This is a genomic window from Marinomonas rhizomae (assembly GCF_024397855.1).
In the GTDB taxonomy this organism is placed as follows: Bacteria; Pseudomonadota; Gammaproteobacteria; order Pseudomonadales; family Marinomonadaceae; genus Marinomonas; species Marinomonas rhizomae_A.
This window is the reverse complement of the sequence record NZ_CP073343.1, coordinates 4,133,671-4,158,802: the sequence shown is the minus strand read 5'-3', so window position 1 is coordinate 4,158,802 and position 25,132 is coordinate 4,133,671. Positions and strand designations below refer to the sequence as shown.

30 protein-coding genes and 4 tRNA genes are annotated in these 25,132 nt (G+C 45.2%); all 34 read left to right on the top strand.

Features of this window, described 5'->3' with window-relative positions:
• Window positions 1–50: 50 nt before the first annotated feature.
• The 34 genes from KDW99_RS19530 (at window position 51) to rplR (ending at window position 25,124) form a co-directional block, all read left to right on the top strand.
• Window positions 51–134 (top strand) — tRNA-Tyr (locus tag KDW99_RS19530).
• A gap of 3 nt (window positions 135–137) precedes the next feature.
• Window positions 138–212 (top strand) — tRNA-Gly (locus KDW99_RS19525).
• Between the two features lie 4 nt (window positions 213–216).
• Window positions 217–292, top strand: a tRNA-Thr gene (locus KDW99_RS19520).
• Window positions 293–408: 116 nt separating this feature from the next.
• Window positions 409–484 (top strand) — tRNA-Trp (locus KDW99_RS19515).
• Between the two features lie 40 nt (window positions 485–524).
• Window positions 525–893 carry a preprotein translocase subunit SecE gene (secE, locus tag KDW99_RS19510; protein WP_255827138.1) on the top strand — a complete coding sequence of 123 codons (369 nt, stop codon included), beginning with the start codon at window positions 525–527 and terminating at the stop codon, window positions 891–893.
• A 9-nt stretch (window positions 894–902) separates the two neighbouring features.
• Window positions 903–1,436, top strand: a complete 534-nt coding sequence (gene nusG / locus KDW99_RS19505) for a transcription termination/antitermination protein NusG (RefSeq protein WP_255827137.1) — start codon at window positions 903–905, stop codon at window positions 1,434–1,436.
• A 49-nt stretch (window positions 1,437–1,485) separates the two neighbouring features.
• Complete coding sequence (gene rplK / locus KDW99_RS19500; protein WP_211536701.1) at window positions 1,486–1,920, top strand: 50S ribosomal protein L11; 435 nt, start codon at window positions 1,486–1,488, stop codon at window positions 1,918–1,920.
• Window positions 1,920–2,621 carry a 50S ribosomal protein L1 gene (gene rplA, locus KDW99_RS19495; protein WP_255827136.1) on the top strand — a complete coding sequence of 234 codons (702 nt, stop codon included), beginning with the start codon at window positions 1,920–1,922 and terminating at the stop codon, window positions 2,619–2,621. The genes rplK and rplA overlap by 1 nt, the downstream gene beginning before the upstream one ends.
• Window positions 2,622–2,854: 233 nt before the next feature.
• Window positions 2,855–3,355 carry a 50S ribosomal protein L10 gene (rplJ, locus tag KDW99_RS19490; protein WP_255827135.1) on the top strand — a complete coding sequence of 167 codons (501 nt, stop codon included), beginning with the start codon at window positions 2,855–2,857 and terminating at the stop codon, window positions 3,353–3,355.
• Window positions 3,356–3,437: 82 nt separating this feature from the next.
• Window positions 3,438–3,806, top strand: a complete 369-nt coding sequence (gene rplL / locus KDW99_RS19485) for a 50S ribosomal protein L7/L12 (protein WP_255827134.1) — start codon at window positions 3,438–3,440, stop codon at window positions 3,804–3,806.
• Between the two features lie 188 nt (window positions 3,807–3,994).
• Window positions 3,995–8,095, top strand: coding sequence for a DNA-directed RNA polymerase subunit beta (rpoB, locus tag KDW99_RS19480; RefSeq protein ID WP_255827133.1), 4,101 nt, complete (start codon window positions 3,995–3,997; stop codon window positions 8,093–8,095).
• A gap of 65 nt (window positions 8,096–8,160) precedes the next feature.
• Window positions 8,161–12,363, top strand: coding sequence for a DNA-directed RNA polymerase subunit beta' (rpoC, locus tag KDW99_RS19475; RefSeq protein ID WP_255827132.1), 4,203 nt, complete (start codon window positions 8,161–8,163; stop codon window positions 12,361–12,363).
• A 137-nt stretch (window positions 12,364–12,500) separates the two neighbouring features.
• Window positions 12,501–12,875 (top strand): 30S ribosomal protein S12, encoded by a 375-nt coding sequence (gene rpsL / locus KDW99_RS19470; RefSeq protein WP_012071941.1) that lies wholly within the window; start codon window positions 12,501–12,503, stop codon window positions 12,873–12,875.
• 99 nt (window positions 12,876–12,974) lie between these two features.
• Window positions 12,975–13,448, top strand: a complete 474-nt coding sequence (gene rpsG / locus KDW99_RS19465) for a 30S ribosomal protein S7 (RefSeq protein WP_012071940.1) — start codon at window positions 12,975–12,977, stop codon at window positions 13,446–13,448.
• 21 nt (window positions 13,449–13,469) lie between these two features.
• The gene (gene fusA, locus KDW99_RS19460) at window positions 13,470–15,563 is read left to right on the top strand and encodes an elongation factor G (RefSeq protein WP_255827131.1); all 2,094 of its coding nucleotides are present in this window, start codon (window positions 13,470–13,472) and stop codon (window positions 15,561–15,563) included.
• A 35-nt stretch (window positions 15,564–15,598) separates the two neighbouring features.
• Window positions 15,599–16,822, top strand: a complete 1,224-nt coding sequence (tuf, locus tag KDW99_RS19455; protein WP_255827130.1) for an elongation factor Tu — start codon at window positions 15,599–15,601, stop codon at window positions 16,820–16,822.
• A gap of 207 nt (window positions 16,823–17,029) precedes the next feature.
• On the top strand, window positions 17,030–17,341 hold the full coding sequence (gene rpsJ, locus KDW99_RS19450) for a 30S ribosomal protein S10 (protein WP_012071937.1): 312 nt from the start codon (window positions 17,030–17,032) through the stop codon (window positions 17,339–17,341).
• A gap of 128 nt (window positions 17,342–17,469) precedes the next feature.
• Window positions 17,470–18,108: a 50S ribosomal protein L3 gene (gene rplC, locus KDW99_RS19445; RefSeq protein ID WP_114412703.1), complete on the top strand. Its 639-nt coding sequence runs from the start codon at window positions 17,470–17,472 to the stop codon at window positions 18,106–18,108.
• Between the two features lie 12 nt (window positions 18,109–18,120).
• Window positions 18,121–18,726 (top strand): 50S ribosomal protein L4, encoded by a 606-nt coding sequence (gene rplD / locus KDW99_RS19440; protein WP_113918284.1) that lies wholly within the window; start codon window positions 18,121–18,123, stop codon window positions 18,724–18,726.
• Complete coding sequence (gene rplW / locus KDW99_RS19435) at window positions 18,723–19,019, top strand: 50S ribosomal protein L23 (protein WP_012071934.1); 297 nt, start codon at window positions 18,723–18,725, stop codon at window positions 19,017–19,019. Before rplD ends, rplW begins: the two co-directional genes overlap by 4 nt.
• A gap of 14 nt (window positions 19,020–19,033) precedes the next feature.
• Window positions 19,034–19,858 carry a 50S ribosomal protein L2 gene (rplB, locus tag KDW99_RS19430; RefSeq protein WP_255827129.1) on the top strand — a complete coding sequence of 275 codons (825 nt, stop codon included), beginning with the start codon at window positions 19,034–19,036 and terminating at the stop codon, window positions 19,856–19,858.
• A 15-nt stretch (window positions 19,859–19,873) separates the two neighbouring features.
• Complete coding sequence (rpsS, locus tag KDW99_RS19425) at window positions 19,874–20,149, top strand: 30S ribosomal protein S19 (RefSeq protein ID WP_012071932.1); 276 nt, start codon at window positions 19,874–19,876, stop codon at window positions 20,147–20,149.
• A 14-nt stretch (window positions 20,150–20,163) separates the two neighbouring features.
• Window positions 20,164–20,496 (top strand): 50S ribosomal protein L22, encoded by a 333-nt coding sequence (gene rplV, locus KDW99_RS19420; protein WP_012071931.1) that lies wholly within the window; start codon window positions 20,164–20,166, stop codon window positions 20,494–20,496.
• A 14-nt stretch (window positions 20,497–20,510) separates the two neighbouring features.
• Window positions 20,511–21,191, top strand: a complete 681-nt coding sequence (rpsC, locus tag KDW99_RS19415; protein WP_012071930.1) for a 30S ribosomal protein S3 — start codon at window positions 20,511–20,513, stop codon at window positions 21,189–21,191.
• A 10-nt stretch (window positions 21,192–21,201) separates the two neighbouring features.
• A complete protein-coding gene (gene rplP, locus KDW99_RS19410) occupies window positions 21,202–21,615 on the top strand; it encodes a 50S ribosomal protein L16 (protein WP_110577369.1) in 414 nt (137 codons plus the stop codon).
• Complete coding sequence (gene rpmC, locus KDW99_RS19405) at window positions 21,616–21,807, top strand: 50S ribosomal protein L29 (RefSeq protein WP_110577370.1); 192 nt, start codon at window positions 21,616–21,618, stop codon at window positions 21,805–21,807. It abuts the gene before it with no gap.
• A 1-nt stretch (window position 21,808) separates the two neighbouring features.
• Window positions 21,809–22,069 carry a 30S ribosomal protein S17 gene (gene rpsQ, locus KDW99_RS19400; protein ID WP_067020128.1) on the top strand — a complete coding sequence of 87 codons (261 nt, stop codon included), beginning with the start codon at window positions 21,809–21,811 and terminating at the stop codon, window positions 22,067–22,069.
• Between the two features lie 51 nt (window positions 22,070–22,120).
• The gene (gene rplN, locus KDW99_RS19395) at window positions 22,121–22,489 is read left to right on the top strand and encodes a 50S ribosomal protein L14 (protein WP_067020125.1); all 369 of its coding nucleotides are present in this window, start codon (window positions 22,121–22,123) and stop codon (window positions 22,487–22,489) included.
• Window positions 22,490–22,506: 17 nt separating this feature from the next.
• Window positions 22,507–22,824, top strand: coding sequence for a 50S ribosomal protein L24 (gene rplX, locus KDW99_RS19390; protein ID WP_255827128.1), 318 nt, complete (start codon window positions 22,507–22,509; stop codon window positions 22,822–22,824).
• Window positions 22,825–22,841: 17 nt separating this feature from the next.
• The gene (rplE, locus tag KDW99_RS19385; protein ID WP_255827127.1) at window positions 22,842–23,381 is read left to right on the top strand and encodes a 50S ribosomal protein L5; all 540 of its coding nucleotides are present in this window, start codon (window positions 22,842–22,844) and stop codon (window positions 23,379–23,381) included.
• 12 nt (window positions 23,382–23,393) lie between these two features.
• Window positions 23,394–23,699, top strand: a complete 306-nt coding sequence (gene rpsN, locus KDW99_RS19380; protein WP_110577373.1) for a 30S ribosomal protein S14 — start codon at window positions 23,394–23,396, stop codon at window positions 23,697–23,699.
• Between the two features lie 129 nt (window positions 23,700–23,828).
• A complete protein-coding gene (gene rpsH / locus KDW99_RS19375; protein ID WP_255827126.1) occupies window positions 23,829–24,221 on the top strand; it encodes a 30S ribosomal protein S8 in 393 nt (130 codons plus the stop codon).
• Between the two features lie 8 nt (window positions 24,222–24,229).
• Window positions 24,230–24,763, top strand: a complete 534-nt coding sequence (gene rplF / locus KDW99_RS19370) for a 50S ribosomal protein L6 (RefSeq protein ID WP_113918290.1) — start codon at window positions 24,230–24,232, stop codon at window positions 24,761–24,763.
• Window positions 24,764–24,773: 10 nt separating this feature from the next.
• The gene (gene rplR, locus KDW99_RS19365; RefSeq protein ID WP_255827125.1) at window positions 24,774–25,124 is read left to right on the top strand and encodes a 50S ribosomal protein L18; all 351 of its coding nucleotides are present in this window, start codon (window positions 24,774–24,776) and stop codon (window positions 25,122–25,124) included.
• Window positions 25,125–25,132 lie beyond the last annotated feature (8 nt).

Below are 25,132 nucleotides of genomic sequence, written 5' to 3'. Positions count from 1 at the left end.
ATATAATGGCTCCCACCTTTTGGGGTGTTGCGTTGTAGCGCTGAGTACGTGGAGGGGTTCCCGAGTGGCCAAAGGGAGCAGATTGTAAATCTGCCACGAAAGTTTCGGTGGTTCGAATCCACCTCCCTCCACCAATTGCGGGTATGGTATAGTGGCTATTACCTCAGCCTTCCAAGCTGAAGAGGCGGGTTCGATTCCCGCTACCCGCTCCAAGTTGCTCATGTAGCTCAGTTGGTAGAGCACACCCTTGGTAAGGGTGAGGTCGGCAGTTCAAATCTGCTCATGAGCTCCAGCATTTCCAATGCAAAAGATAGGTGGTTTAGCCGCCTTTTTTATTGTCTGTTTTTTGGGCAGATACCCTTGCTAGATTTAGCTTGTTCAGGTATCATCCTTCGCCCATACGAATGTAGGCCAATAGTTCAATTGGTAGAGCACCGGTTTCCAAAACCGGCTGTTGGGGGTTCGAGTCCCTCTTGGCCTGCCATCTTTCGTATCCTATTTCTTAGTTAGGGATCACCTGAAGTATGAGTTCGAGTACTGAAGCTCAAGCGTCTCGCGGAGATGTGTTTAAGTGGGTAATTGTTGTTCTGCTAGTTGCGGTAGGCGTGATTGGTAATAACTATTATTCTGCTGAGTCACTATTGTATCGCTTAATCGCTATCTTGGTGTTGGCTGGTGTTGCCGGTTTTGTTGCGTTGCAGACTGTGAAAGGTAAGGCTTTTTTTACTTTGGCAAAAGAAGCTAAAACTGAAATTCGCAGGGTTGTATGGCCAACTAGGCAAGAAACCATGCAAACAACCTTAATAGTGTTAGCGGTTGTTGTTTTTATGTCTCTCGTGCTATGGGGGGTGGATTCGTTCCTTGGTTGGATCGTTTCCTCGGTAATTAGTTAGGAGTTGCTCGTGACCAAACGATGGTATGTAGTACAAGCGTACTCAGGGTACGAAAAGCACGTAATGCGTTCGCTAATGGAGCGAGTGCAGGTTATGGGGCAGGAAGAAAATTTTGGTGACATTTTGGTGCCGACTGAAGAAGTGGTCGAAATCCGAGATGGCAAAAAGCGCAAGAGTGAAAGAAAATTCTATCCAGGTTATGTATTGGTTCAAATGGATATGAATGACGCCTCTTGGCATTTGGTTAAAGGCACGTCTCGTGTGCTTGGTTTTATTGGTGGTACGGCTGACAAGCCTTCTCCGATCACGAGTCGTGAAGCAGACGCTATTTTGCAGCGTGTTAGTGATGGGGTTGATAAACCTCGTCCTAAGACCTTGTTTGAAGTGGGTGAGGTTGTTCGTGTTAACGAAGGCCCATTTGCTGATTTCAATGGTGTTGTAGAAGAAGTGGATTACGATAAAAGTCGAATCAAAGTGGCAGTGCTTATTTTTGGGCGCTCTACGCCAGTTGATTTGGAATTTAGTCAGGTTGAAAAAGCCTGATTTTGTTGAACGGGTAGCCTTCGGGCAGTGACCCAATTGGAGTTGAAAAATGGCTAAGAAAGTCCAAGCTTATATCAAGCTACAAGTTAAAGCGGGTCAAGCGAACCCAAGTCCACCAGTTGGTCCAGCACTTGGTCAACACGGTGTGAATATCATGGAGTTCTGTAAAGCGTTTAATGCGAAAACTCAAGGCGTTGAGCCGGGTCTTCCTACGCCTGTTATTATCACTGTATACAGTGATCGTAGCTTTACATTTGAAACTAAGTCTACTCCTGCGGCAGTTTTGCTTAAAAAAGCAGCTGGCTTGAAGAGTGGTTCTCCACGTCCAAACACTCAGAAAGTTGGTACGGTTACTCGTGCTCAACTAGAAGAGATTGTTGTTGCTAAGCAGGCTGATTTGACTGCTTCTAACATGGATGCAGCAGTTCGTACTATTGCTGGTAGCGCACGCGCTATGGGTCTAGAAGTTGAAGGTGTTAACTAATGGCTAAATTAACTAAACGCGCTCGCTTGATCGCTGAAAAAGTAGAAGCAACTAAGTTTTACTCTGTAGAAGAAGCTGTTTCTCTATTGTCTGAGCTTTCTACTGTTAAGTTTAAAGAATCTATCGACGTATCTGTAAACTTGGGCGTTGACCCACGTAAATCTGATCAGGTTGTTCGTGGTTCTACAGTATTGCCTCATGGTGCTGGTAAAGATGTTCGTGTTGCTGTATTCGCACAAGGTGCAAATGCAGAAGCTGCGAAAGAAGCTGGTGCAGATGTTGTTGGTTTCGAAGATTTGGCTGAGCAAGTTAAAGCTGGCAACCTTGACTTTGACGTAGTTATTGCATCTCCAGATGCAATGCGTATCGTTGGTCAACTAGGTCAGGTTCTAGGTCCGCGTGGTCTAATGCCTAACCCTAAAGTTGGCACAGTAACGCCTGATGTTGCTACTGCAGTACGAAATGCAAAAGCAGGTCAAGCTCGTTACCGTACAGATAAAAATGGTATCATCCATGCTGCTGTTGGCTCTATTGAGTTTGCTGCTGATGCTATCAGAGGTAACTTGGAAGCGCTTTTGGCCGACTTGCGTCGTGCTAAACCAGCGTCTTCTAAAGGTGTTTACCTGAAGAAAGTGACTTTGTCCTCTACAATGGGACCTGGTCTACAAATTGATCTAAGTGCGCTTAACTCTACTAAGTAAGCATGTTTAGATCATGAGCTTTGGGGTCTGCCTTCATTAATTTGTTGAGCAGGCCGTCAAAGACCGCAGGAACCTAACGGTTTAATAACAACGTTGAAAAATGTTTGTCCTGCGCAGATGGTGTGGCCCGATTCAGATATACTTGGATCTAACTCACCAGCAAGTACTTCGAGAAATCGAAGAGTTGGTAAAAATAAGAGGTAATTTACCTCTGCTAATCCAGGAGAAAACCAGTGGCATTAGGTCTAGAAGACAAAAAAGCCATTGTCGCCGAAGTTAGCGAAGTTGCCAAAACTGCGTTGTCTGCGGTTGTTGCTGATTCTCGCGGTGTTACCGTGAGCAGCATGACTGCACTACGTAAAGAAGCGCGCGAAGCAGGTGTTTATGTACGTGTAGTACGTAACACTTTGGCTCGCCGTGCAGTTGAAGGTACTGACTTCGAATGTCTAGCTGAGAGCTTTGTTGGTCCTACGTTAATTGCTTTTTCAAACGAACACCCAGGTGCGGCTGCTCGTTTGTTGAAAGCTTTTGCGAAAGCGAATGATAAACTTGAAGTTAAGGCGTTGGCGTTCAACGGTGAGTTGATCCCAGCTGGCGACATTGATCGTTTGGCAACATTGCCTACATACGACGAAGCTATTGCGAAACTGATGAGTGTTATGCAGGGCGCAACAAGCAAGCTTGCACGTACTCTTGCAGCGATTCGCGATCAAAAAGAGCAAGAAGCGGCGTAATACGAATTATCGTATCGTTTCTTGATAAATATTTTGTTTTATCACCCTTGGGTGATTATAAAGAATGCTAGGAATCTGAGTCATGGCTCTAACTAAAGAAGATATCATCAATGCAGTAGCAGAAATGTCTGTGATGGACGTTGTTGAACTAATTTCTGCAATGGAAGAAAAATTCGGTGTAACTGCAGCTGTAGCTGCTGCTGGTCCTGCTGCTGAAGCTGGTCCTGCTGCTGAAGCTCAAACTGAATTTGACGTTGTTCTTACTGCTGCAGGCGATAAGAAAGTTAACGTAATTAAAGCAGTTCGTGCAGCAACTGGTCTAGGCTTGAAAGAAGCTAAAGCTATCGTTGACGGCGCTCCAATGACTGTTAAAGAAGGCGCTTCTAAAGAAGACGCTGACGCACTTAAGAAAGAGCTTGAAGAAGCTGGTGCATCTGTCGAAATCAAGTAATGATACTTGCATTTCCAGATTTCGACCAATAGTCGAAATGGCTGGTGACATTATTGTCGCCGGCCTTTTTGGGTTTCTAAAACTCAAATAAAACTTAGAAGAATTTTCACGTGGGAGATAATGCTCCCATAAATGGTAAGGCCTGATTTGGGCCTTTTGCGTCAATGTGCACAAGCTGGGGAATGCTGATGGCTTACTCATACACTGAGAAAAAACGTATCCGTAAGGATTTCGGTAAACTGCCGCCCGTTTTGGATGTGCCATACTTGCTGGCAATTCAGCTTGAATCCTACCGTAATTTTCTGCAAGAAGGTAAAAGCCTTGCAGAGCGTGGGGAATTAGGTCTGCATGGGGCCTTTAAATCTGTCTTTCCAATGGTCAGCTTTTCCGGCAATGCGGCGCTAGAATACGTCGATTACCGTTTAGGCAAGCCAGTTTTTGATGTTAAAGAGTGTCAGTTGCGTGGTGTTACTTACGCGGCACCTTTACGTGTTCGTGTACGACTAATTATTTATGATAAAGAGTCGTCCAACAAGGCAATCAAAGACATTCGCGAGCAAGAAGTCTACATGGGCGAAATTCCGCTTATGACAGACAATGGTACCTTTGTAATTAACGGGACTGAGCGTGTTATTGTATCTCAATTGCATCGTTCTCCTGGTGTGTTCTTCGACCACGATCGTGGTAAGACACACTCTTCAGGCAAGTTACTACATTCTGCTCGTATTATTCCTTACCGCGGTTCATGGTTGGACTTCGAGTTTGATCCAAAAGATTGCGTATTTGTTCGTATTGACCGTCGTCGTAAGTTGCCGGCAACGATTTTGTTGCGCGCCTTGGGTTACGGAACAGAGCAAATCCTAGATACTTTCTTTGAATCTACGCGTTTCTATTTGAAGCGTGATGGTTTTGAAATGGATCTAATTGCAAATCGCTTACGTGGCGAGACTGCACTGTTTAATATTGCTGATGCTAACGGCGAACTGATCGTAGAAGAAGGTCGTCGTATTACTGCTAAGCACATCCGCGTGATGGAAAAATCAGGTCTTGAGCGCCTATCTGTGCCGCTTGAGTACATGCTTGGCAAGGTAACAGCGAAAAACTTAGTTCATCCTTCAACGGGTGAGTTGATTGCGGAAGCAAACACTGAGTTGTCTGTTGATTTGCTGGAAGCCTTAGTTTCTTCTGGTATTACTGAAGTTGAAACGCTTTATACGAACGATTTGGACAATGGTCCATTTATTTCTGACACGCTTCGTATTGACCCAACTAGTAATCAGTTAGAAGCTCTAGTTGAAATCTATCGCATGATGCGTCCTGGCGAGCCGCCAACCAAAGAATCTGCTGAAGGCTTATTCCAAGGATTGTTCTTCTCTGAAGATCGTTATGACTTGTCTGGCGTTGGTCGAATGAAGTTCAACCGCCGCTTGGGTCGTGAAGAAGATACGGGTGCTGGCGTTCTTGATAACGACGACATTGTTGCTGTTCTTAAAACCTTGCTTGATATCCGTAACGGTAACGGCATGGTTGATGATATCGATCACTTGGGTAACCGTCGAGTTCGTTCTGTTGGCGAAATGGCCGAGAACCAATTCCGTGTTGGTCTTGTTCGTGTTGAGCGTGCAGTGAAAGAGCGTTTGTCAATGGCGGAAGCTGATGGCCTTATGCCGCAAGATCTTTTGAATGCGAAGCCAGTTGCTGCTGCTATTAAAGAGTTCTTCGGTTCAAGCCAGTTGTCTCAGTTTATGGACCAAAACAACCCGCTATCTGAAGTAACGCATAAGCGTCGTGTTTCAGCGTTAGGGCCTGGTGGTCTTACGCGTGAACGCGCAGGCTTTGAAGTACGTGACGTACACGCTACTCACTATGGCCGTGTTTGTCCTATCGAAACACCTGAAGGTCCAAACATTGGTTTGATCAACTCGCTATCTACTTATGCGCGTACTAACAGCTACGGCTTCTTAGAAACGCCATACCGTAAGATTATTGATGGCAAGATGACTGATGAAACAGTTTATATCTCTGCGATCGATGAAGCGAAATACGTTATTGCCCAAGCGTCTGCGAATGTTGATGCGGAAGGCCGTTTGGTTGATGAGTTGGTTCAGGTGCGTCATATGCACGAAACGACTTTGATTCCAAAAGAAAAAGTAAACCTAATGGACGTGTCACCTCGTCAGGTTGTTTCTGTTGCGGCATCTTTGATCCCGTTCCTAGAGCACGATGATGCTAACCGTGCATTGATGGGATCGAACATGCAGCGTCAAGCCGTACCGACACTTAAGGCTGATAAGCCTGTAGTTGGTACTGGTATGGAAAAAAATGTAGCAAAAGACTCTGGTGTTTGTATCGTTGCTAATCGCGGCGGTGTGATTGAGTCTGTTGATGCGAGCCGTATCGTTGTACGTGTGAACTCAGAAGAAACAATTGCTGGTGAAGCGGGTGTAGATATCTACAACCTGACTAAATACGTACGTTCTAACCAGAACACATGTATTAATCAGCGTACTTTGGTAATGAAGGGTGAGAAGGTTGCTTCTGGCGATATTATGGCCGATGGTCCTTCTGTTGATATGGGTGATTTGGCGCTTGGTCAAAACATGCGTATTGCTTTCATGCCTTGGAATGGTTTCAACTTCGAAGACTCGATCCTAGTATCTGAGCGTGTTGTAGAAGAAGATCGATTTACTTCTATCCACATTCAAGAATTAACGTGTGTTGCACGTGATACTAAGCTTGGGCCTGAAGAAATTACTGCCGATATCCCTAACGTGGGTGAAGGTGCGCTTTCTAAGTTGGATCAATCCGGTATCGTATACATCGGTGCAGAAGTTGAGCCAGGCGATATTCTAGTTGGTAAAGTGACGCCTAAGGGTGAAACACAGCTAACGCCTGAAGAGAAACTTTTGCGAGCTATCTTCGGTGAAAAAGCGTCTGACGTAAAAGATACGTCGCAACGTGTTAAGACGGGTACGCGCGGTACAGTTATCGACGTGCAAGTTTTCACTCGTGATGGCATTGAAAAAGATGACCGTGCTAAGTTCATTGAAAAATCGCAGCTTGATCAAGTTCGTAAAGACTTGAACGAAGAGTTCCGTATTGTCGAGAAAGCAACGTTTGAGCGTCTAGCTGAAGCCCTAATCGGCCAGCAAGCGGAAGGCGGTCCTAGCTTGGCTCGCAATGCGATTATTACGGAAGAGTACTTGGCGAATCTTGATCACCCTGAGTGGTTTAAAATTCGTGTTGCTAATGAAGAAGCGAGTGAGCAGCTTGAAAAAGCACAAGCCGCTTTGATTGAGCGCCGTAAAGAGCTTGATGCGAAATTTGAAGATAAGAAACGCAAATTACAAACAGGTGATGATCTAGCGCCTGGCGTTCTTAAGATCGTTAAAGTTTATGTTGCCATCAAACGCCGTATCCAGCCAGGTGATAAAATGGCCGGTCGTCATGGTAACAAGGGTGTAATTTCGAAAATTATGCCAGTTGAAGACATGCCGTATGATGAAAACGGTGATCCAGTTGATATCGTATTGAACCCGCTAGGTGTTCCTTCGCGTATGAACGTTGGTCAGGTTTTGGAGACTCACTTAGGTGCGGCATCTAAAGGCTTGGGTCGTAAGATCAACGAAATGCTTGTTGTGGAGCGTGAGAAAGCAGAGGCGGTTGCAGAACTGCGTAGCTTCCTCGATGAAATCTACAATGGCTACGAAGGCGACTTGCGTTGTGCTCGTACGGAAGATCTAGACAGCTTTACAGACGAAGAAATTTTAACCTTGGCCTCCAACCTAACGGGCGGTGTTCCAATGGCGTCTGGCGCCTTTGATGGTGCAAAAGAAGCTGAGATCAAGCGTATGTTGCGCTTAGCTGGAATCAACGAAAGTGGTCAGGTTAAATTATTTAACGGCCGTACTGGTGATGCTTTTGAACGTCCTGTAACGGTTGGTTACATGTATATGCTTAAGTTGAATCACTTGGTTGACGACAAAATGCACGCACGTTCTACCGGTTCTTACAGCTTGGTTACTCAGCAGCCGCTGGGTGGTAAAGCTCAGTTCGGTGGTCAGCGTTTCGGGGAGATGGAAGTATGGGCACTAGAAGCATATGGTGCTGCTTACACGCTTCAAGAGATGTTGACTGTTAAGTCCGATGACGTAAATGGCCGTACTAAGATGTATAAAAACATCGTAGACGGTGACCACCGTATGGAACCTGGCATGCCTGAGTCCTTCAACGTGTTGGTGAAAGAGATTCGTTCTCTTGGTATCGATATCGAGCTAGAAAACGAATAAGCACGAATCACATTTGACCTGCTGGGGAGCAAGACTCCCCGGCCTTACGAGTGGGGCGAATATCCATGAAAGACTTATTAGGTCTTCTAAAATCACAGGGACAATCTGACGAGTTTGATGCGATCCGCATTGGCTTGGCGTCACCAGATATGATTCGTTCATGGTCTTACGGTGAAGTTAAGAAGCCAGAGACCATCAACTACCGTACTTTCAAACCAGAACGTGACGGTTTGTTCTGTGCAAAAATCTTTGGTCCTATTAAGGACTACGAATGCTTGTGTGGTAAATATAAGCGTTTGAAACACCGCGGTGTTATCTGTGAGAAGTGTGGCGTTGAAGTGGCTCTGTCTAAAGTGCGTCGTGAACGCATGGGTCACATTGAGCTTGCATCGCCTGTTGCTCATATTTGGTTCTTGAAATCTCTACCGTCACGTATCGGTCTTATCATGGATATGACGTTGCGTGATATTGAGCGTGTTTTGTATTTTGAATCTTTCATCGTGATTGATCCAGGTATGACGACGCTTGAAAAAGGCCAGTTGCTAAATGACGAACAGTATTTTGAAGCGCTAGAAGAATTCGGTGACGAATTTGATGCCCGTATGGGTGCGGAAGCGGTTCAAATGTTGCTTCGCGATTTGGATATGCCTGTAGAAATTAACAGCATGCGTGAAGAGCTAAACAGCACAAATTCTGAAACTCGCATTAAGAAGCTTTCTAAGCGTCTTAAGCTAGTTGAAGCATTCTATCATTCTGGTAACAACCCAGAGTGGATGGTGCTAGATGTATTGCCTGTTCTTCCGCCAGATCTTCGTCCATTGGTACCACTTGAGGGTGGCCGTTTTGCGACGTCTGATTTGAACGACCTTTATCGTCGTGTGATTAACCGTAACAACCGTCTAAAGCGCCTGTTAGAGCTTTCAGCACCAGATATTATCGTACGTAACGAAAAGCGTATGTTGCAAGAATCTGTTGATGCTTTGCTTGATAACGGTCGTCGTGGTCGCGCTATTACTGGTTCTAACAAGCGTCCATTGAAATCTTTGGCTGACATGATCAAAGGTAAGCAAGGTCGTTTCCGTCAGAACTTGCTAGGTAAGCGTGTTGACTATTCTGGTCGTTCTGTAATCACAGTAGGTCCATCACTGCGACTACATCAGTGTGGTCTACCTAAGAAAATGGCACTTGAGTTATTCAAGCCATTCATTTTCTCTAAGCTTGAGCTTCGTGGCATGGCGACGACGATCAAAGCAGCGAAGAAAATGGTTGAGCGTGAAACGCCTGAAGTGTGGGATATCCTTGATGAGGTTATCCGTGAACATCCAGTGATGTTGAACCGTGCGCCAACACTTCACCGTTTGGGTATCCAAGCGTTTGAACCAATGTTGATCGAAGGTAAAGCGATTCAGTTGCACCCATTAGTGTGTGCGGCATACAACGCCGATTTCGATGGTGACCAAATGGCGGTTCACGTTCCGTTGACTATCGAAGCGCAGCTAGAAGCTCGTGCTTTGATGATGTCTACGAACAACATCCTATCACCAGCAAACGGCGAGCCGATCATCGTTCCTTCCCAGGACGTTGTATTGGGTCTGTACTATATGACTCGAGAGAAAATCAATGCCAAGGGTGAAGGCATGGCGTTTTCTGACATCAAAGAAGTACACCGTGCATATGGTGCGAAACAAGTTGAATTGCATGCCAAAGTAAAAGTACGTATCAGCCAAGTTGATACAACGCTTGAAGGCGACAAAGTGCCGTCTACTTTCATTGCAGATACAACGGTTGGTCGTGCTTTGTTGTTTGATATCGTTCCTGATGGCCTACCGTTCTCCGTGGTTAACCAAACCATGAAGAAAAAGGCGATCTCTAACTTGATCAACGAGTGTTACCGTAAAGTGGGCTTGAAAGAGAGCTGTATCTTTGCAGACCAATTAATGTACACAGGTTTTGCTTACGCAACAGCGTCTGGCTCTTCTGTTGGTGTTGATGACTTTGTTATCCCGCCAGAGAAGGCAGAGATCATTGCTAAAGCAGAGGCGGAAGTTAAAGAAATCGAATACCAATATGCAGATGGTCTTGTAACTCAAGGCGAGAAGTATAATAAAGTAATCGATTTATGGTCTCGTACTAACGAAACTGTAACTGAAGCCATGATGAAAAACTTGGCAAAAGAGATGACTGTCAACAAAGCAGGTGAAACGGTTGAACAACAATCTTTCAACTCTGTATATATGATGGCCGACTCTGGCGCCCGTGGTAGTGTTGCGCAGATGCGTCAGCTAGGTGGTATGCGTGGTCTGATGGCGAAGCCAGATGGATCCATCATCGAAACACCAATCACTGCGAACTTCCGTGAAGGTTTATCAGTACTTCAGTACTTTACCTCTACACACGGTGCTCGTAAGGGTCTAGCTGATACAGCATTGAAAACAGCCAACTCTGGTTACTTGACTCGTCGTCTAGTAGATGTAGCGCAGGATTTGGTTATCACTGAAGTAGATTGTGGTTCTACAAACGGTATTTCCGTTGCAGCCATGATTGAAGGTGGTGATGTGGTCGTGCCGTTAGGTCATCGCGTATTGGGTCGTGTAGTAGCTCAAGACGTTATTGACGGCAAAGGCGATTTCGTTCTTGCAGCTGGTACTTTGATTGACGAGCATGATGTTCGTACTATTGAAGCGGCTGGTGTGGATGAAATGATCATTCGTTCCGTTATCACATGTAATACGCGTCATGGTGTATGTGCTAAGTGTTACGGTCGTGATCTTGCTCGTGGTCATCAGGTTAACATCGGTGAAGCGATTGGTGTTGTTGCAGCACAGTCTATCGGTGAGCCAGGTACACAGTTGACGATGCGTACGTTCCACATCGGTGGTGCGGCATCTCGAGCGTCTGCGATTGATAGTGTTCAGGTGAAGAGTGCGGGTACGGTACGTTTCAATAAAATGAAGAGTATCGAGCGCCACACAGGTCATCTAGTCGTTGCATCTCGTTCTTCTGAATTGGCAATTGCTGATGAAGCTGGTCGTGAGAAAGAGCGTTATAAGCTTCCTTACGGTGCGGTATTGAGTGTTCGTGAAGGTGATCAAGTTACTGCGGGTCAAATCGTTGCTAACTGGGATCCACATACACACCCAATCGTATCTGAGATGGAAGGTCGTCTTGAATTCAGCGGTATGGAAGAGAACGTTACTATTCGTCGTCAATCTGACGAAATGACGGGCTTGACTACGATTGAAGTGATGGAAATGCGTGACCGTCCTGCGGCTGGTAAAGACATACGTCCGATGATTGCCGTTGTTGATGCAGAGGGTAATCCTGTATTGATTCCTGGTACTGAATCACCAGTACAGTACATGCTTCCTGAAAAAGCATTGTTGAGCTTAGATCATGGCGCAACAGTGAAATCAGGTGAGGTTCTTGCACGTATTCCTCAAGAATCTATCGGTAACAAAGATATTACCGGTGGTTTGCCACGAGTGGCAGATCTATTCGAAGCGCGTCGTCCGAAAGATCCAGCTGTTATGGCGGAAACGAGCGGTGTGGTTAGCTTCGGTAAAGAAACAAAAGGTAAAATTCGTTTGGTTATCACACCTCAAAATGGTGATGACCCAGTCGAGACTTTGATTCCTAAATGGCGTCAAATCAACATCTTTGATGGTGAGGAAGTGGCTAAAGGTGAGATTATTGCCGACGGTCCTTTGAGCCCTCATGATATTTTGCGTCTTCAAGGTGTAGAGGCTTTGGCCGATTACATCACGAATGAAGTGCAAGAAGTTTACCGTTTACAAGGCGTAGTAATTAACGATAAGCATATTGAAGTTATCGTTAACCAAATGTTGCGTAAAGTAGAGGTTGGTGAGTCTGGAGATACGGATCTTATCCAAGGTGATCAGGTTGAGTTTACTCATCTGTTAGATGCAAACGAAAAAGCAGAAGCTGAGAATAAGTTCCCAGCCAAGTTTGAGCGTGTGCTTCTAGGTATCACTAAAGCTTCTTTGGCTACTGAGTCCTTTATATCAGCAGCATCTTTCCAAGAAACAACTCGAGTTCTTACGGAAGGTGCGGTAACTGGTAAGAAAGATCACTTACGTGGCTTGAAAGAAAACGTTGTAGTAGGTCGCTTGATACCAGCTGGTACAGGTTTGGCTTACCACAATGAGCGCAAGAGAAAGAAAGAGCTTGCGCTAGCAGCGAAGGAAGGAAGTTCGACAGTAAGTGCATCAGATGTGGAAGAAGCATTGAGTGCAGCACTGAAAGACTAGTTATTTGCTGTTAAATCGTAAGGGAGGTGATTTTTTAGTCGCCTCCCTATTGACTGTTTTATAGGCGCAAATTAAACTTGCGCCTCCTTAATTTTGGCGATTTCCGTCATAAGAATTGGATTTGTGGAGCTTGTCTAATGGCAACCGTTAACCAGTTGGTTCGTAAACCACGTAAACGTAAAGTGGCAAAGAGTGACGTTCCTGCGTTACAAGCTTGTCCGCAACGCCGCGGTGTCTGCACTCGCGTATATACTACTACACCTAAAAAGCCTAACTCGGCTTTGCGTAAAGTATGTCGTGTTCGCTTGACTAACGGCTTCGAAGTTACTTCCTACATCGGCGGTGAAGGTCACAACCTGCAAGAACACAGCGTAGTGCTGATTCGTGGCGGTCGTGTAAAAGATCTTCCAGGTGTTCGTTACCACACAGTACGTGGTAGCTTGGATACTTCAGGCGTACAAAATCGTAAGCAAGGCCGTTCTAAATACGGTACTAAACGTCCTAAGAAATAAGCTAAATAAGCTTAATTCATCGTTTAGACATAATTTTTTAATACAGTAAGGCCGAGCAATAATTGAATTGTCTCGGGCGAACCTGAAGAGGATATAGATATGCCTAGAAGACGCGTCGTCGCTAAGCGTGAAATCCTTCCGGATCCTAAACACGGAAGCCAGATTCTCGCTAAATTTATCAACCATGTAATGGTTAGCGGTAAAAAGTCTGTTGCAGAAAGCATCGTTTACAATGCGCTAAATACTGTAGCAGCTCGCGCTAAAACTGAAGAGCCAATGGCTATCTTCGAAAAAGCATTGGAATCTATCCAGCCAATGGTTGAGGTTAAATCTCGCCGTGTTGGTGGTGCGACTTACCAAGTTCCTGTAGAAGTTCGTCCAGCTCGCCGCGCAGCTTTATCTATGCGTTGGTTGGTTGATGCTTCTCGTAAGCGTGGTGAAAAATCCATGGCTTTGCGTCTAGCTGGCGAAATTTTAGATGCTGCTGAAAACAAAGGTTCTGCTGTTAAGAAACGTGAAGACGTTCATCGCATGGCAGAAGCTAACAAAGCATTCTCTCACTACCGTTTCTAATCATCCGGAGAAGGATACACAGTGGCACGTAAAACACCTATCAACCGCTACCGTAATATCGGTATTTGTGCGCATGTTGATGCAGGTAAAACGACGACAACTGAACGCGTTCTTTTTTATACTGGTCTGTCCCATAAAATTGGTGAAGTGCACGATGGTGCAGCAACAATGGATTGGATGGAGCAAGAGCAAGAGCGTGGTATCACGATAACTTCAGCGGCTACAACATGCTTCTGGAGTGGAATGAATAAGCAGTTTGAAGAGCACCGTGTCAATATTATAGACACACCTGGACACGTAGATTTTACTATCGAAGTAGAGCGTTCTTTGCGTGTGTTAGATGGTGCTGTTGTTGTGCTTTGTGGTTCTTCAGGTGTGCAGCCTCAAACCGAGACGGTTTGGCGTCAAGCGAATAAGTATGAAGTTCCTCGTATGGTGTTCGTCAATAAGATGGATCGTACAGGTGCAGATTTCTTTTCGGTTGTTCGACAGTTAGAAAATCGTCTTGGAGCAAATGCGGTTCCTATTCAAATCAATGTTGGCGCTGAAGAAGATTTCAGAGGTGTCATCGACTTGGTTTTGATGAAAACAATTGTGTGGAGTGAAGAAGATCATGGGATGAGTTTCTCTTTAGAAGAGATTCCTGATGATTTGCTTGATGAAGCGCAAAAGTGGCGTGAGCACATGGTTGAGGCGGCTGCTGAAGCGAATGATGTATTGATGGAAAAGTACCTTGAAGAAGGTGAGCTAACCATTGAGGAAATAAAGAGCGGCCTGCGAGCTCGTACATTATCCAATGAGATTGTCTTGGTGACATGTGGCTCTGCCTTTAAAAATAAAGGCGTTCAGGCTGTTTTGGATGCTGTTGTTGAATATTTGCCTTCACCGCTTGAAGTAAAAGCGATTGAGGGTACGCTTGAGGATGGTGAAACGGTTGTTACTCGTGTTGCTAATGATGAAGATCCATTTTCGTCATTGGCATTTAAGATTGCAACAGACCCATTTGTAGGTACATTAACATTTATTCGCGTTTATTCTGGTGTGTTGCGCTCTGGTGATGCGGTTTATAATTCTGTTAAGCAGAAGCGTGAACGTATTGGTCGAATGGTGCAAATGCATGCGAATAATCGAGAAGAGATTAAAGAAGTGTTGGCGGGTGATATTGCTGCTGTCGTAGGTATGAAATACGTAACTACGGGTGATACGCTTTGCGATATGAAGGATGTTGTTGTACTTGAGCGTATGGAGTTTCCTGAGCCTGTTATATCCGTCGCTGTTGAGCCAAAGTCTCAAGCTGACCAAGATAAGATGGCTGTTGCGCTAGGTAAATTAGCGCAAGAAGATCCTTCTTTTCGAGTGGAGACACACGAAGAAACGGGTCAAACAATTATTTCCGGTATGGGTGAACTGCACCTTGATATTCTTGTCGACCGTATGCGTCGTGAGTTTAAGGTGGAGGCAAACATTGGTAAGCCTCAGGTTTCCTATCGGGAGAAAATTCGCAAAGAAGTGGTGGTTAATCACAAATTTGTGCGTCAATCCGGTGGTCGTGGTCAATACGGTCACGTCGTAATGAAGTTAATCCCAACTGATAAAGATGGGCTTGAGTTTGTTAACGAGATTGTTGGTGGTGCTATTCCTAAAGAATACATCCCTGCAGTAGAAAAGGGTGTTTCAGAGCAAATGAAGAATGGTGTGATCGCTGGTTATCCATTACTGGGTATCAAGGTTGTATTGTTCGATGGTTCATTCCATGATGTTGACTCTAATGAAATGGCCTTTAAAATTGCAGCTTCTCAGGGGCTAAGAAAAGGAGCAGCTGATGCTGATCCTTGCGTTCTTGAACCTGTAATGAAAGTGGAAGTTGTAACTCCTGAAGAATACATGGGTGATGTGATGGGTGACCTGAATCGTCGTCGTGGTGTTGTTCAGGGGATGGACGATTCCCCGTCAGGTAAAATTATTCGTGCTGAAGTTCCTCTCGGGGAGATGTTCGGGTATGCAACTGACGTGCGTAGCTTGTCGCAAGGGCGTGCAAGTTATGCGATGGAGTTTGAGAAATACGCTGAAGCACCGGCTAGTGTGGCAGACGCGATCATCAAAAATGAAGATTAATCATCATACTTACTAATTCTTAAGGTGTATGTATCATGGCAAAGAGTAAATTTGAACGTAGTAAACCGCACGTTAACGTTGGCACAATCGGTCACGTTGACCATGGTAAAACAACTTTAACTGCAGCATTGACTCGCGTATGTGCAGAAGTATTCGGCGGAACAGCTGTTGCTTTTGATGGTATCGATAATGCTCCAGAAGAGCGTGAGCGTGGTATCACTATCTCTACTTCTCACGTAGAGTATGATTCTCCAACTCGTCACTACGCGCACGTAGATTGTCCTGGACACGCCGATTATGTTAAAAACATGATCACTGGTGCTGCTCAAATGGACGGCGCGATCCTAGTTTGTGGTGCGACTGACGGCCCTATGCCTCAGACTCGTGAGCACATCCTTCTTTCTCGCCAAGTAGGTGTTCCTTACATCGTTGTTTTCTTGAACAAGTCTGACTTGTTGGCTGAAGATTGTGGTGGTGCGGATTCTGAAGAATACGCTGAAATGCTAGAATTGGTTGAGATGGAATTGCGTGACCTTCTTTCTGAATACGACTTCCCAGGTGATGATACTCCAATCATCCCAGGTTCTGCGCTAATGGCGTTGAAAGGCGAAGACGACAACGAAATGGGTACAACTGCTGTTAAGAAACTTGTTGAAACTCTTGACGCGTACATCCCTGAGCCAGAGCGTGCTATCGATGGTGCATTCTTGATGCCTATCGAGGACGTATTCTCTATTCAAGGTCGTGGTACAGTTGTTACTGGTCGTGTTGAGCGTGGTATTATCCGCATCCAAGAAGAAGTTGAAATTGTTGGTATCGTTGATACTACTAAGACAACTTGTACTGGTGTAGAAATGTTCCGTAAGCTTCTAGACGAAGGTCGTGCTGGTGAGAACTGTGGTATCCTTCTTCGTGGTACTAAGCGTGAAGACGTTCAGCGTGGTCAAGTATTGGCTAAGCCTGGTTCAATCACTCCTCACACTGAGTTTGAAGCAGAAGTATACGTGTTGGGTAAAGATGAAGGTGGTCGTCACACTCCATTCTTCAAAGGCTACCGTCCTCAGTTCTACTTCCGTACAACTGACGTAACTGGTGCTTGTTCTCTTCCTGAAGGCGTAGAAATGGTTATGCCTGGCGATAACATTCAAATGACTGTTGAGCTAATTCATGCAATCGCGATGGACGAAGGTCTACGTTTCGCGATCCGTGAAGGTGGTCGTACAGTTGGTGCTGGTGTTGTAGCTAAAATCCTTAAGTAATTAGATAGTAATATCTGCTTACTTTGATTTAGAAAAGGCCACTCGCATATCGGGTGGCCTTTTTATTTTATGGTTTATTTTGTTTGTTCAGAAATTGGTTACTTGACAACCAGTTTTTGAATGGCTAATATTCGCCGTCCTTAAAAAAGGATTGTGGCTTAATAAATGTACAGTTAAGTCATTAAAACATTGTATTTGGAGTTGGAAATGCAAAGCCAAAAAATCCGTATTCGTCTGAAAGCGTTTGATCATCGTCTGATCGATGCTTCAACACAAGAAATTGTGGACACAGCGAAACGTACAGGTGCGCAAGTGCGTGGACCGATTCCACTTCCTACTCGCAAAGAGCGTTATACAGTATTGATTTCACCACACGTAAATAAAGATGCGCGTGATCAGTATGAAATCCGTACACACAAACGTGTTCTAGACATCGTTGAGCCAACTGAAAAAACAGTTGATGCGCTAATGAAGCTAGATCTTGCGGCAGGCGTGGAAGTACAAATCTCTTTGGGTTAATAGCTCAAAGTTTGGGGTGCGACAACCGACTGGTTATCAGTCGGCTATATGCACAATAGTGGAATGATCTGGAATGATCAGCCGTAGCGGGTGATAGCCCCATACACAACTGGCAAATGAGGTAAAAAATGACTATTCAATTAGTCGGACGCAAAGCCGGAATGACACGTATCTTCACTGAAGACGGTGTATCCGTGCCAGTAACCGTCATCGAGGTTGAACCGAACCGCGTTACTCAGGTGAAAACAGCAGAAACTGACGGCTACCAAGCTGTTCAGGTAACTGTAGGTTCTCGCCGTTCGAGCCGCGTTAACAAAGCTGCTGCGGGTCATTATGCAAAAGCGAATGTTGAAGCAGGTCGTGGTTTGTGGGAGTTCCGCCTGGCAGGTGACGAAAAAGAAATCAATGTTGGTGATGAGCTAACTGTTGCTGATTTCGAATCTATCCAAATGGTTGATGTAACTGGTCAATCAAAGGGTAAAGGGTTTCAAGGTGCCATCAAGCGTCATAATTTTAGTATGCAAGACGCTACTCATGGTAACTCGTTGTCTCACCGTGCACCTGGTTCTATCGGCCAATGTCAAACACCTGGTCGTGTTTGGAAAGGCAAGAAGATGGCTGGCCATATGGGTGCTGCACAAGTAACTACTCAATCACTAGAAGTGGTTCGTGTAGACACAGAACGTAACCTTATCCTTGTGAAAGGTGCCGTGCCTGGTGCAGTAAATGGTGATGTTATTCTTCAATCAGCTGTTAAAGCTCGCTAAGAGGGGTAGACAATGAACTTGAATCTAACAGGCGCGGAAGGAACTGTAGAAGTTTCTGATGTAGCCTTTGCTCGTGAATACAACGAAGCGTTGGTTCACCAAGTAGTTACATCTTACTTGGCTGGCGCTCGTCAAGGCTCACGTGCACAGAAAACACGCTCTGAAGTAGCAGGTGGTGGACGCAAACCTTGGAAACAAAAAGGTTCTGGTCGTGCACGCGCAGGTACTATCCGTAGCCCTCTATGGCGCTCTGGTGGTGTTACTTTCGCTGCTAAGCCACAAGATCACTCTCAGAAAGTGAACAAGAAGATGTACCGTGCAGCAATGCGCACCATCTGGTCTGAGCTTGTACGTCAAGACCGTCTTGTTGTTGTAGAAGATCTTAAATTGGAAGCTCCAAAAACTAAGCTCTTCATAGCAAAAATGGCAGAATTGAATATTGAGAACGCTTTGATTGTTTCCGATCAATTGGATGACAATTTATTCTTAGCGGCTCGCAACATTCCTAACGTAGATGTACGTGATGCAGCGTCTATCGACCCTGTTAGCTTGATTGCTTACGACAAAGTGTTGGTGACAGTTGGTGCTCTGAAACAAGTTGAGGAGGCACTAGCATGATCGGCGAACGTATTTATAAAGTTCTGTTGGGTCCACATATTTCCGAAAAAGCAACGATCGTAGCCGAAGGCAATGGTCAGTATGTTTTTCGTGTAACTGGTGATGCAACGAAACCTGAAATCAAACAAGCTATCGAAGCGCTTTTTGAAGTCAAAGTTGAGTCTGTTCGCACGTTGAACCATAAAGGTAAAACGAAACGCACAGTTCGTGGTTTAGGTAAACGTAAAGACGTGAAAAAAGCGTATGTACGTTTGGCTGAAGGCCAAGACATTGATTTCATGGTCGCTGAATAAGGGGAGATAGGTCAATGGCTGTTGTTAAAAGTAAGCCAACGTCTGCAGGCCGTCGTCACGTTGTTAAAGTTACCAACAACGATTTGCACAAAGGCGCACCATATGCACCTTTGCTAGACACAAAAAGCAAATCTGGTGGACGTAACAATAACGGACGCATCACTACGCGTCACGTAGGTGGTGGTCATAAGCAGCATTACCGTATGGTTGATTTTCGTCGTAATAAAGATGGAATTTCTGCGGTAGTTGAGCGTTTGGAATATGATCCAAACCGTTCTGCAAATATTGCATTGATTAGATATGCTGATGGTGAGCGTCGTTACATTATCGCTTCCAAAGGTATGGTCGCTGGCAATATCGTTTTTAGTGGTGCAGATGCACCTATCAAAGCGGGTAATACTTTGCCTCTGCAAAATATCCCAGTTGGTAGTACTGTACACTGTATCGAGCTTAAGCCAGGTAAAGGTGCACAAGTTGCCCGTTCCGCTGGTGCTTCTGCTCAGCTAGTTGCTCGTGAAGGTCGTTACGTTACTCTTCGCCTACGTTCAGGTGAAATGCGTAAAGTATTGACAGAATGTCGCGCTACTTTAGGTGAAGTATCAAACTCTGAGCATAGCTTACGAGTTCTTGGTAAAGCTGGTGCTACGCGTTGGCGTGGTGTTCGTCCTACCGTTCGCGGTTCGGCGATGAACCCAGTTGATCACCCACATGGTGGTGGTGAAGGTCGTAGCAAAGGTGGTCGTCACCCAGTTACACCATGGGGTGTGCCTACTAAAGGTTACAAAACGCGCAGCAACAAGCGTACTGATAAACTTATTGTACGTCGCCGTACTAAGTAATAAGAGGAAACGACTGTGCCACGTTCACTAAAAAAAGGTCCTTTTATCGACCTTCATTTGTTGAAAAAGGTAGAGGCTGCGGTAGAGAAAAATGATCGTCGTCCAATTAAAACTTGGTCACGCCGTTCTACTATCTTCCCTGATTTTGTAGGGTTGACTATCGCTGTCCATAATGGTCGCCAGCATGTTCCAGTTCTAGTAACTGAAGATATGGTCGGTCATAAATTGGGTGAGTTCGCTCCGACCCGTACATATCGTGGTCATGCTGCGGACAAGAAAGCCAAACGGTAATAAGGGGTATTAACATGAGTGAAGTAAAAGCTTCATTGAAGGGTGCTCGCCTCTCAGCGCAGAAGGCCCGTTTGGTTGTAGATCAAATCCGCGGCAAATCTGTTAGCGAAGCACTGAACATTTTAACGTTCAGTCCTAAAAAGGCGGCAGTAATTGTCAAGAAAGTACTAGAGTCTGCTATAGCTAACGCTGAGCATAACGAAGGTGCTGATGTAGATGACTTGCGTGTGTCTACGGCTTACGTTGATGAGGCAATGACTCTGAAACGTATTATGCCACGTGCCAAAGGCCGTGCTGACCGTATTCTAAAACGCGGTTGCCATATTACAGTTAAAGTCGCTGACTAATTAGGAGAAACCCAATGGGTCAGAAGGTTCATCCAACTGGTATACGCCTAGGGATAGTTAAAGATCATACTTCTACTTGGTATGCTAATAATCAAAACTACTCTAAGCTGTTATTAAACGATCTTCAGGTTCGTGCGTTCCTGGAGAAAAAATTGGTCCAGGCTTCTGTTTCTCGTATTGAGATTCAGCGCCCTGCTCAGACAGCTCGTATTACAATTCACACTGCCCGTCCGGGTATTGTGATTGGTAAGAAAGGCGAAGATGTTGAGAAACTACGTAATGCAGTTTCTGAAATGATGGGCGTACCTGTCCACATTAACATCGAAGAAATTCGCAAGCCTGAAATGGATGCTAAATTGGTTGCGCAAAATATTGCTAGCCAACTTGAGCGTCGCGTAATGTTCCGTCGTGCTATGAAGCGCGCAGTACAAAATGCTATGCGTGCAGGCGCGAAAGGTATCAAGGTTCAGGTAAGTGGTCGTTTAGGCGGTGCAGAAATTGCACGTGCTGAGTGGTACCGTGAAGGCCGTGTGCCTCTACACACTCTACGCGCTGACATTGACTACGCTACTTATGAAGCTGCTACAACTTACGGCATCATTGGCGTAAAAGTGTGGATCTTCAAAGGCGAAATCTTGGGCGGTATTGAACAAGTGCGAGCTGACAAAGGCGCACAAAAGAAGAAGTCTAAGTAGGGGGTAAGTCATGTTACAACCGAAACGTACTAAGTTCCGCAAAATGCAGAAAGGCCGTAACCGCGGTCTTGCTCTTCGCGGAAACCAAGTTAGCTTTGGTGAATTCGGATTGAAGTCCACTGAACGTGGTCGTCTTACTGCTCGTCAAATTGAAGCGGCGCGTCGTGCAATGACTCGTCATATCAAACGTGGCGGTAAAATCTGGATTCGTGTGTTCCCTGATAAGCCGATTACTCAGAAACCTCTTGAGGTTCGTCAGGGTAAAGGTAAGGGTAGCGTAGAATACTGGGTTGCACAGATTCAACCTGGAAAAATGCTTTATGAAGTTGAGGGCGTTTCAGAACAGTTAGCTCGCGAAGCATTCGCGTTGGCTGCTGCTAAGCTTCCTCTGTCCACAACTTTCGTAACGCGTACGGTGATGTAGATGAAAGCAAAAGAACTGCAAGAAAAGTCTGTAGCTGAGCTACAAGCGACCTTGATTGAACTGCTACGTGAGCAATTTACTCTGCGCATGCAGAAAGCCACTGGTCAGTTAGCGCAAACTCATTTGCTCTCGCAAGTTCGCCGCAATATCGCACGTGTTAAAACCGTGCTAAACGATAAGGCAGGTAACTAAGATGGCAGAAACAAAAGCGCGTACAGCTACTGGTAAAGTAGTAAGCGACAAGATGGATAAAACCATCACGGTACTAGTTGAACGTACAGAAAAACACCCTTTATACGGTAAGTTTGTACGTCGTTCATCTAAACTACACGCTCATGATGAAAACAATGAGTGCCAGATCGGTGATACAGTTAAGGTCGTTGAAACACGTCCTTACTCTAAGTCTAAGACTTGGAATCTGGTTCAAGTTGTAGAGAAAGCAGCAGCTGTATAAGCTGCTCCTTCCTTCGTGAGACTTGTTATCTAATTTGATTGGAGAGCAGTAATGATTCAAACAGAATCGATGCTTGATGTAGCAGATAACAGCGGCGCAAAGCGTGTTCAGTGTATTAAAGTACTGGGTGGCTCACATCGTCGTTATGCTGCTATCGGTGACATCATTAAGGTCACAGTGAAAGAAGCGATCCCACGTGGTCGTGTTAAAAAAGGGCAGGTTCTTAACGCAGTTGTCGTTAGAACTAAGAAAGGTGTTCGTCGTTCTGATGGTTCAGTAATCCGTTTTGATGTAAACTCAGCGGTTCTATTGAATGCTTCAGGACAGCCTATTGGTACTCGTATCTTTGGCCCTGTAACACGTGAATTGCGTACAGAGCAGTTCATGAAAATTGTTTCTCTTGCACCAGAAGTGCTGTAAGAGGGAGAGGGGACATTATGCGTAAGATCAAACGTAACGACGAAGTTATCGTAATTGCTGGTAAAGACAAAGGCAAGCGCGGTAAAGTTGTTAAGGTAGTAGACGAAAACCGAGTTCTAGTTTCTGGCATTAACACTGTTAAGAAGCACGAGAAACCAAACCCTATGAAGGGTTCAACTGGTGGTATCGTTGAACAAGAAGCACCTATCCAGGTTTCCAATGTAGCAATCTATAACGATGCTACTGGTAAAGCGGATCGCGTCGGCTTTAAATTGAACGAAGACGGTACGAAAGTGCGTGTTTTTAAATCAAATAGTGAAGCGATCGACGCCTAAGAGCGAGAATTATAGCCATGGCGAGACTTAAGCAAGTTTATAAAGATCAAGTTGTAGCAAAACTTACAGAAGATTTTAGCTACAAGAATGTGATGGAAGTGCCTAAAATCACTAAAATCACTTTAAATATGGGTGTTGGTGAAGCTATCGCAGACAAGAAACTTCTTGAGCATGCGGTAAATGATCTTGAAGCACTTAGCGGCCAAAAAGTTGTAGTGACTAAGGCTCGTAAATCAGTAGCAGGCTTTAAAATCCGTGACGGTTACCCGATCGGTTGTAAAGTGACTCTACGTGGCGAGCGTATGTGGGATTTCTTCGACCGTTTGGTTGATGTTGCTATTCCACGTATCCGTGACTTCCGTGGACTTAATCCTAAGTCTTTCGACGGTCGTGGTAACTACAGTATGGGTGTTAAAGAGCAAATCATCTTCCCTGAGATCGATTACGATAAAGTAGATCGTGTACGTGGTATGGATATTACCATTACAACGACTGCTCGTACCGATGAAGAAGGTCGTGCTTTGCTAGCAGCCTTTAGTTTCCCTTTCAAGAAATAAGAGGTAGGAATCATGGCTAAAATATCAATGATTCAGCGCGAAGCAAAACGTACCAAATTAGTAGCTAAATTCGCTGAAAAGCGTGCGGCTCTAAAGGCGATCATTAGTGACGTTAATGCATCGGACGATGAAAAGTGGGAAGCGACGCTTAAATTGCAAGCGCTTCCACGCGATTCATCTTCTTCACGCCAACGTAACCGTTGCCAAATTACAGGTCGTCCGCACGGTGTATACCGTCGCTTCGGTCTGTCTCGTATCAAACTGCGTGAAGCAGCGATGCGTGGCGACGTACCAGGCTTGAAGAAAGCTAGTTGGTAAGCAAGTAGAGCGCGATCATAATACATGGCAGTGAGTGGAGTGTCTAAATACTGGACATTCTGCTCGCTGCTGTGTACTATGCGCGAGCTCTATTTGCTGCACAATGGTTTTTAAATTAGGAGCTCTTAAATGAGTATGCAAGATACCCTTGCGGATATGTTTACACGTATTCGTAATGCACAGATGGCTGCAAAGACCTCTGTGAGTATGCCTTCATCAAAAATGAAGACATCGATTGCTGCTGTTCTACGCGAAGAAGGTTACGTAGGTGACTTTTCTGTAGACGAAGCAGTAAAACCGACGCTTACTATCGAGTTGAAATACTACGAAGGTAAGCCAGTTATCGAACAAATCAAACGCGCATCTCGCCCAAGTTTGCGTCAATACAAAGGCACTAGTGCTCTACCAAAAGTAGAAGCTGGCCTTGGTGTTGCAATCATCTCTACCTCTAAAGGTGTGATGACAGACCGTGCAGCTCGTGCTGCTGGTATCGGTGGCGAAGTAATCTGCACAGTATTCTAGGAGTTAGTATGTCTCGAGTTGCTAATAGTCCCGTGACGCTTCCTAGTGGTGTAGATTTAACCCTAAATGGACAAAATGTTGTTGTTAAAGGCGGCAAAGGTTCTTTAGAGTTTAATGTTCACACAAGCGTACAAGTGTCTAAAGAAGAAAATGTTATCACCTTCGCTGCGCGCGATGGTGCAAAACAAAGCCGTGCCTTAGCTGGTACAACTCGTGCTTTGATTAACAACATGGTTGTTGGTGTTAGTCAGGGTTTCGAGAAAAGATTGTTTCTTCAAGGTGTTGGTTACCGTGCTGCGCTTAAAGGCAATGTACTTAACCTATCTCTGGGTTTCTCTCACCCAGTAGATTACGAACTTCCTGAAGGCGTAACAGCTGAATGTGCTTCTCAAACAGAAGTTGTGATCCGTGGCATTGATAAACAAGCCGTTGGTCAAGTTGCTGCAGAAGTTCGCGGTTTCCGTCCACCAGAGCCATATAAAGGCAAAGGTGTTCGCTATTCTGACGAAGTAATTCGTCGTAAAGAAGCTAAGAAGAAGTAGGTAGGCATTCATGAACACTAAAAAACAATCTCGGATTCGTCGTGCACGCCGTGCTCGTTTGCATATTCGTGACTTAGGTGCGAATCGTCTTACTGTACATCGCACACCACGCCATATGTATGCTCAAGTGATTTCTCCTTGTGGTAGTAAAGTACTAGCTAGTGCTTCTACTCTTGAAGAAGCTCTTCGTGGCTCAGCGACAGGCAACAAAACAGCGGCTAAAGAAGTCGGTACTTTGATTGCTACACGCGCTAAAGAAGCAGGTGTCACTTCGGTCGCTTTCGACCGTTCTGGCTTCAAATACCATGGCCGCGTCCAAGTTCTTGCTGACGCTGCACGTGAAGCCGGTCTAGAGTTCTAAGGGGTAGC

Bases quoted from the DNA above. Each gene is read 5' to 3' on its own strand.
- rpsQ (WP_067020128.1), top strand. From the start codon at position 21,809: ATGGCAGAAACAAAAGCGCGTACAGCTACTGGTAAAGTAGTAAGCGAC.
- rplC (WP_114412703.1), top strand. From the start codon at position 17,470: ATGACTATTCAATTAGTCGGACGCAAAGCCGGAATGACACGTATCTTC.
- rplA (WP_255827136.1), top strand. From the start codon at position 1,920: ATGGCTAAATTAACTAAACGCGCTCGCTTGATCGCTGAAAAAGTAGAA.
- rplW (WP_012071934.1), top strand. From the start codon at position 18,723: ATGATCGGCGAACGTATTTATAAAGTTCTGTTGGGTCCACATATTTCC.
- rplL (WP_255827134.1), top strand. From the start codon at position 3,438: ATGGCTCTAACTAAAGAAGATATCATCAATGCAGTAGCAGAAATGTCT.
- tuf (WP_255827130.1), top strand. From the start codon at position 15,599: ATGGCAAAGAGTAAATTTGAACGTAGTAAACCGCACGTTAACGTTGGC.
- rplV (WP_012071931.1), top strand. From the start codon at position 20,164: ATGAGTGAAGTAAAAGCTTCATTGAAGGGTGCTCGCCTCTCAGCGCAG.
- rplK (WP_211536701.1), top strand. From the start codon at position 1,486: ATGGCTAAGAAAGTCCAAGCTTATATCAAGCTACAAGTTAAAGCGGGT.
- rplF (WP_113918290.1), top strand. From the start codon at position 24,230: ATGTCTCGAGTTGCTAATAGTCCCGTGACGCTTCCTAGTGGTGTAGAT.
- rpsH (WP_255827126.1), top strand. From the start codon at position 23,829: ATGAGTATGCAAGATACCCTTGCGGATATGTTTACACGTATTCGTAAT.
- rplR (WP_255827125.1), top strand. From the start codon at position 24,774: ATGAACACTAAAAAACAATCTCGGATTCGTCGTGCACGCCGTGCTCGT.
- rplX (WP_255827128.1), top strand. From the start codon at position 22,507: ATGCGTAAGATCAAACGTAACGACGAAGTTATCGTAATTGCTGGTAAA.
- rpmC (WP_110577370.1), top strand. From the start codon at position 21,616: ATGAAAGCAAAAGAACTGCAAGAAAAGTCTGTAGCTGAGCTACAAGCG.
- rpsJ (WP_012071937.1), top strand. From the start codon at position 17,030: ATGCAAAGCCAAAAAATCCGTATTCGTCTGAAAGCGTTTGATCATCGT.
- rpsC (WP_012071930.1), top strand. From the start codon at position 20,511: ATGGGTCAGAAGGTTCATCCAACTGGTATACGCCTAGGGATAGTTAAA.
- rpsL (WP_012071941.1), top strand. From the start codon at position 12,501: ATGGCAACCGTTAACCAGTTGGTTCGTAAACCACGTAAACGTAAAGTG.
- rplN (WP_067020125.1), top strand. From the start codon at position 22,121: ATGATTCAAACAGAATCGATGCTTGATGTAGCAGATAACAGCGGCGCA.
- rpsN (WP_110577373.1), top strand. From the start codon at position 23,394: ATGGCTAAAATATCAATGATTCAGCGCGAAGCAAAACGTACCAAATTA.
- rpoB (WP_255827133.1), top strand. From the start codon at position 3,995: ATGGCTTACTCATACACTGAGAAAAAACGTATCCGTAAGGATTTCGGT.
- rplP (WP_110577369.1), top strand. From the start codon at position 21,202: ATGTTACAACCGAAACGTACTAAGTTCCGCAAAATGCAGAAAGGCCGT.
- secE (WP_255827138.1), top strand. From the start codon at position 525: ATGAGTTCGAGTACTGAAGCTCAAGCGTCTCGCGGAGATGTGTTTAAG.
- rplB (WP_255827129.1), top strand. From the start codon at position 19,034: ATGGCTGTTGTTAAAAGTAAGCCAACGTCTGCAGGCCGTCGTCACGTT.
- rpoC (WP_255827132.1), top strand. From the start codon at position 8,161: ATGAAAGACTTATTAGGTCTTCTAAAATCACAGGGACAATCTGACGAG.
- rpsG (WP_012071940.1), top strand. From the start codon at position 12,975: ATGCCTAGAAGACGCGTCGTCGCTAAGCGTGAAATCCTTCCGGATCCT.
- rplE (WP_255827127.1), top strand. From the start codon at position 22,842: ATGGCGAGACTTAAGCAAGTTTATAAAGATCAAGTTGTAGCAAAACTT.
- rplD (WP_113918284.1), top strand. From the start codon at position 18,121: ATGAACTTGAATCTAACAGGCGCGGAAGGAACTGTAGAAGTTTCTGAT.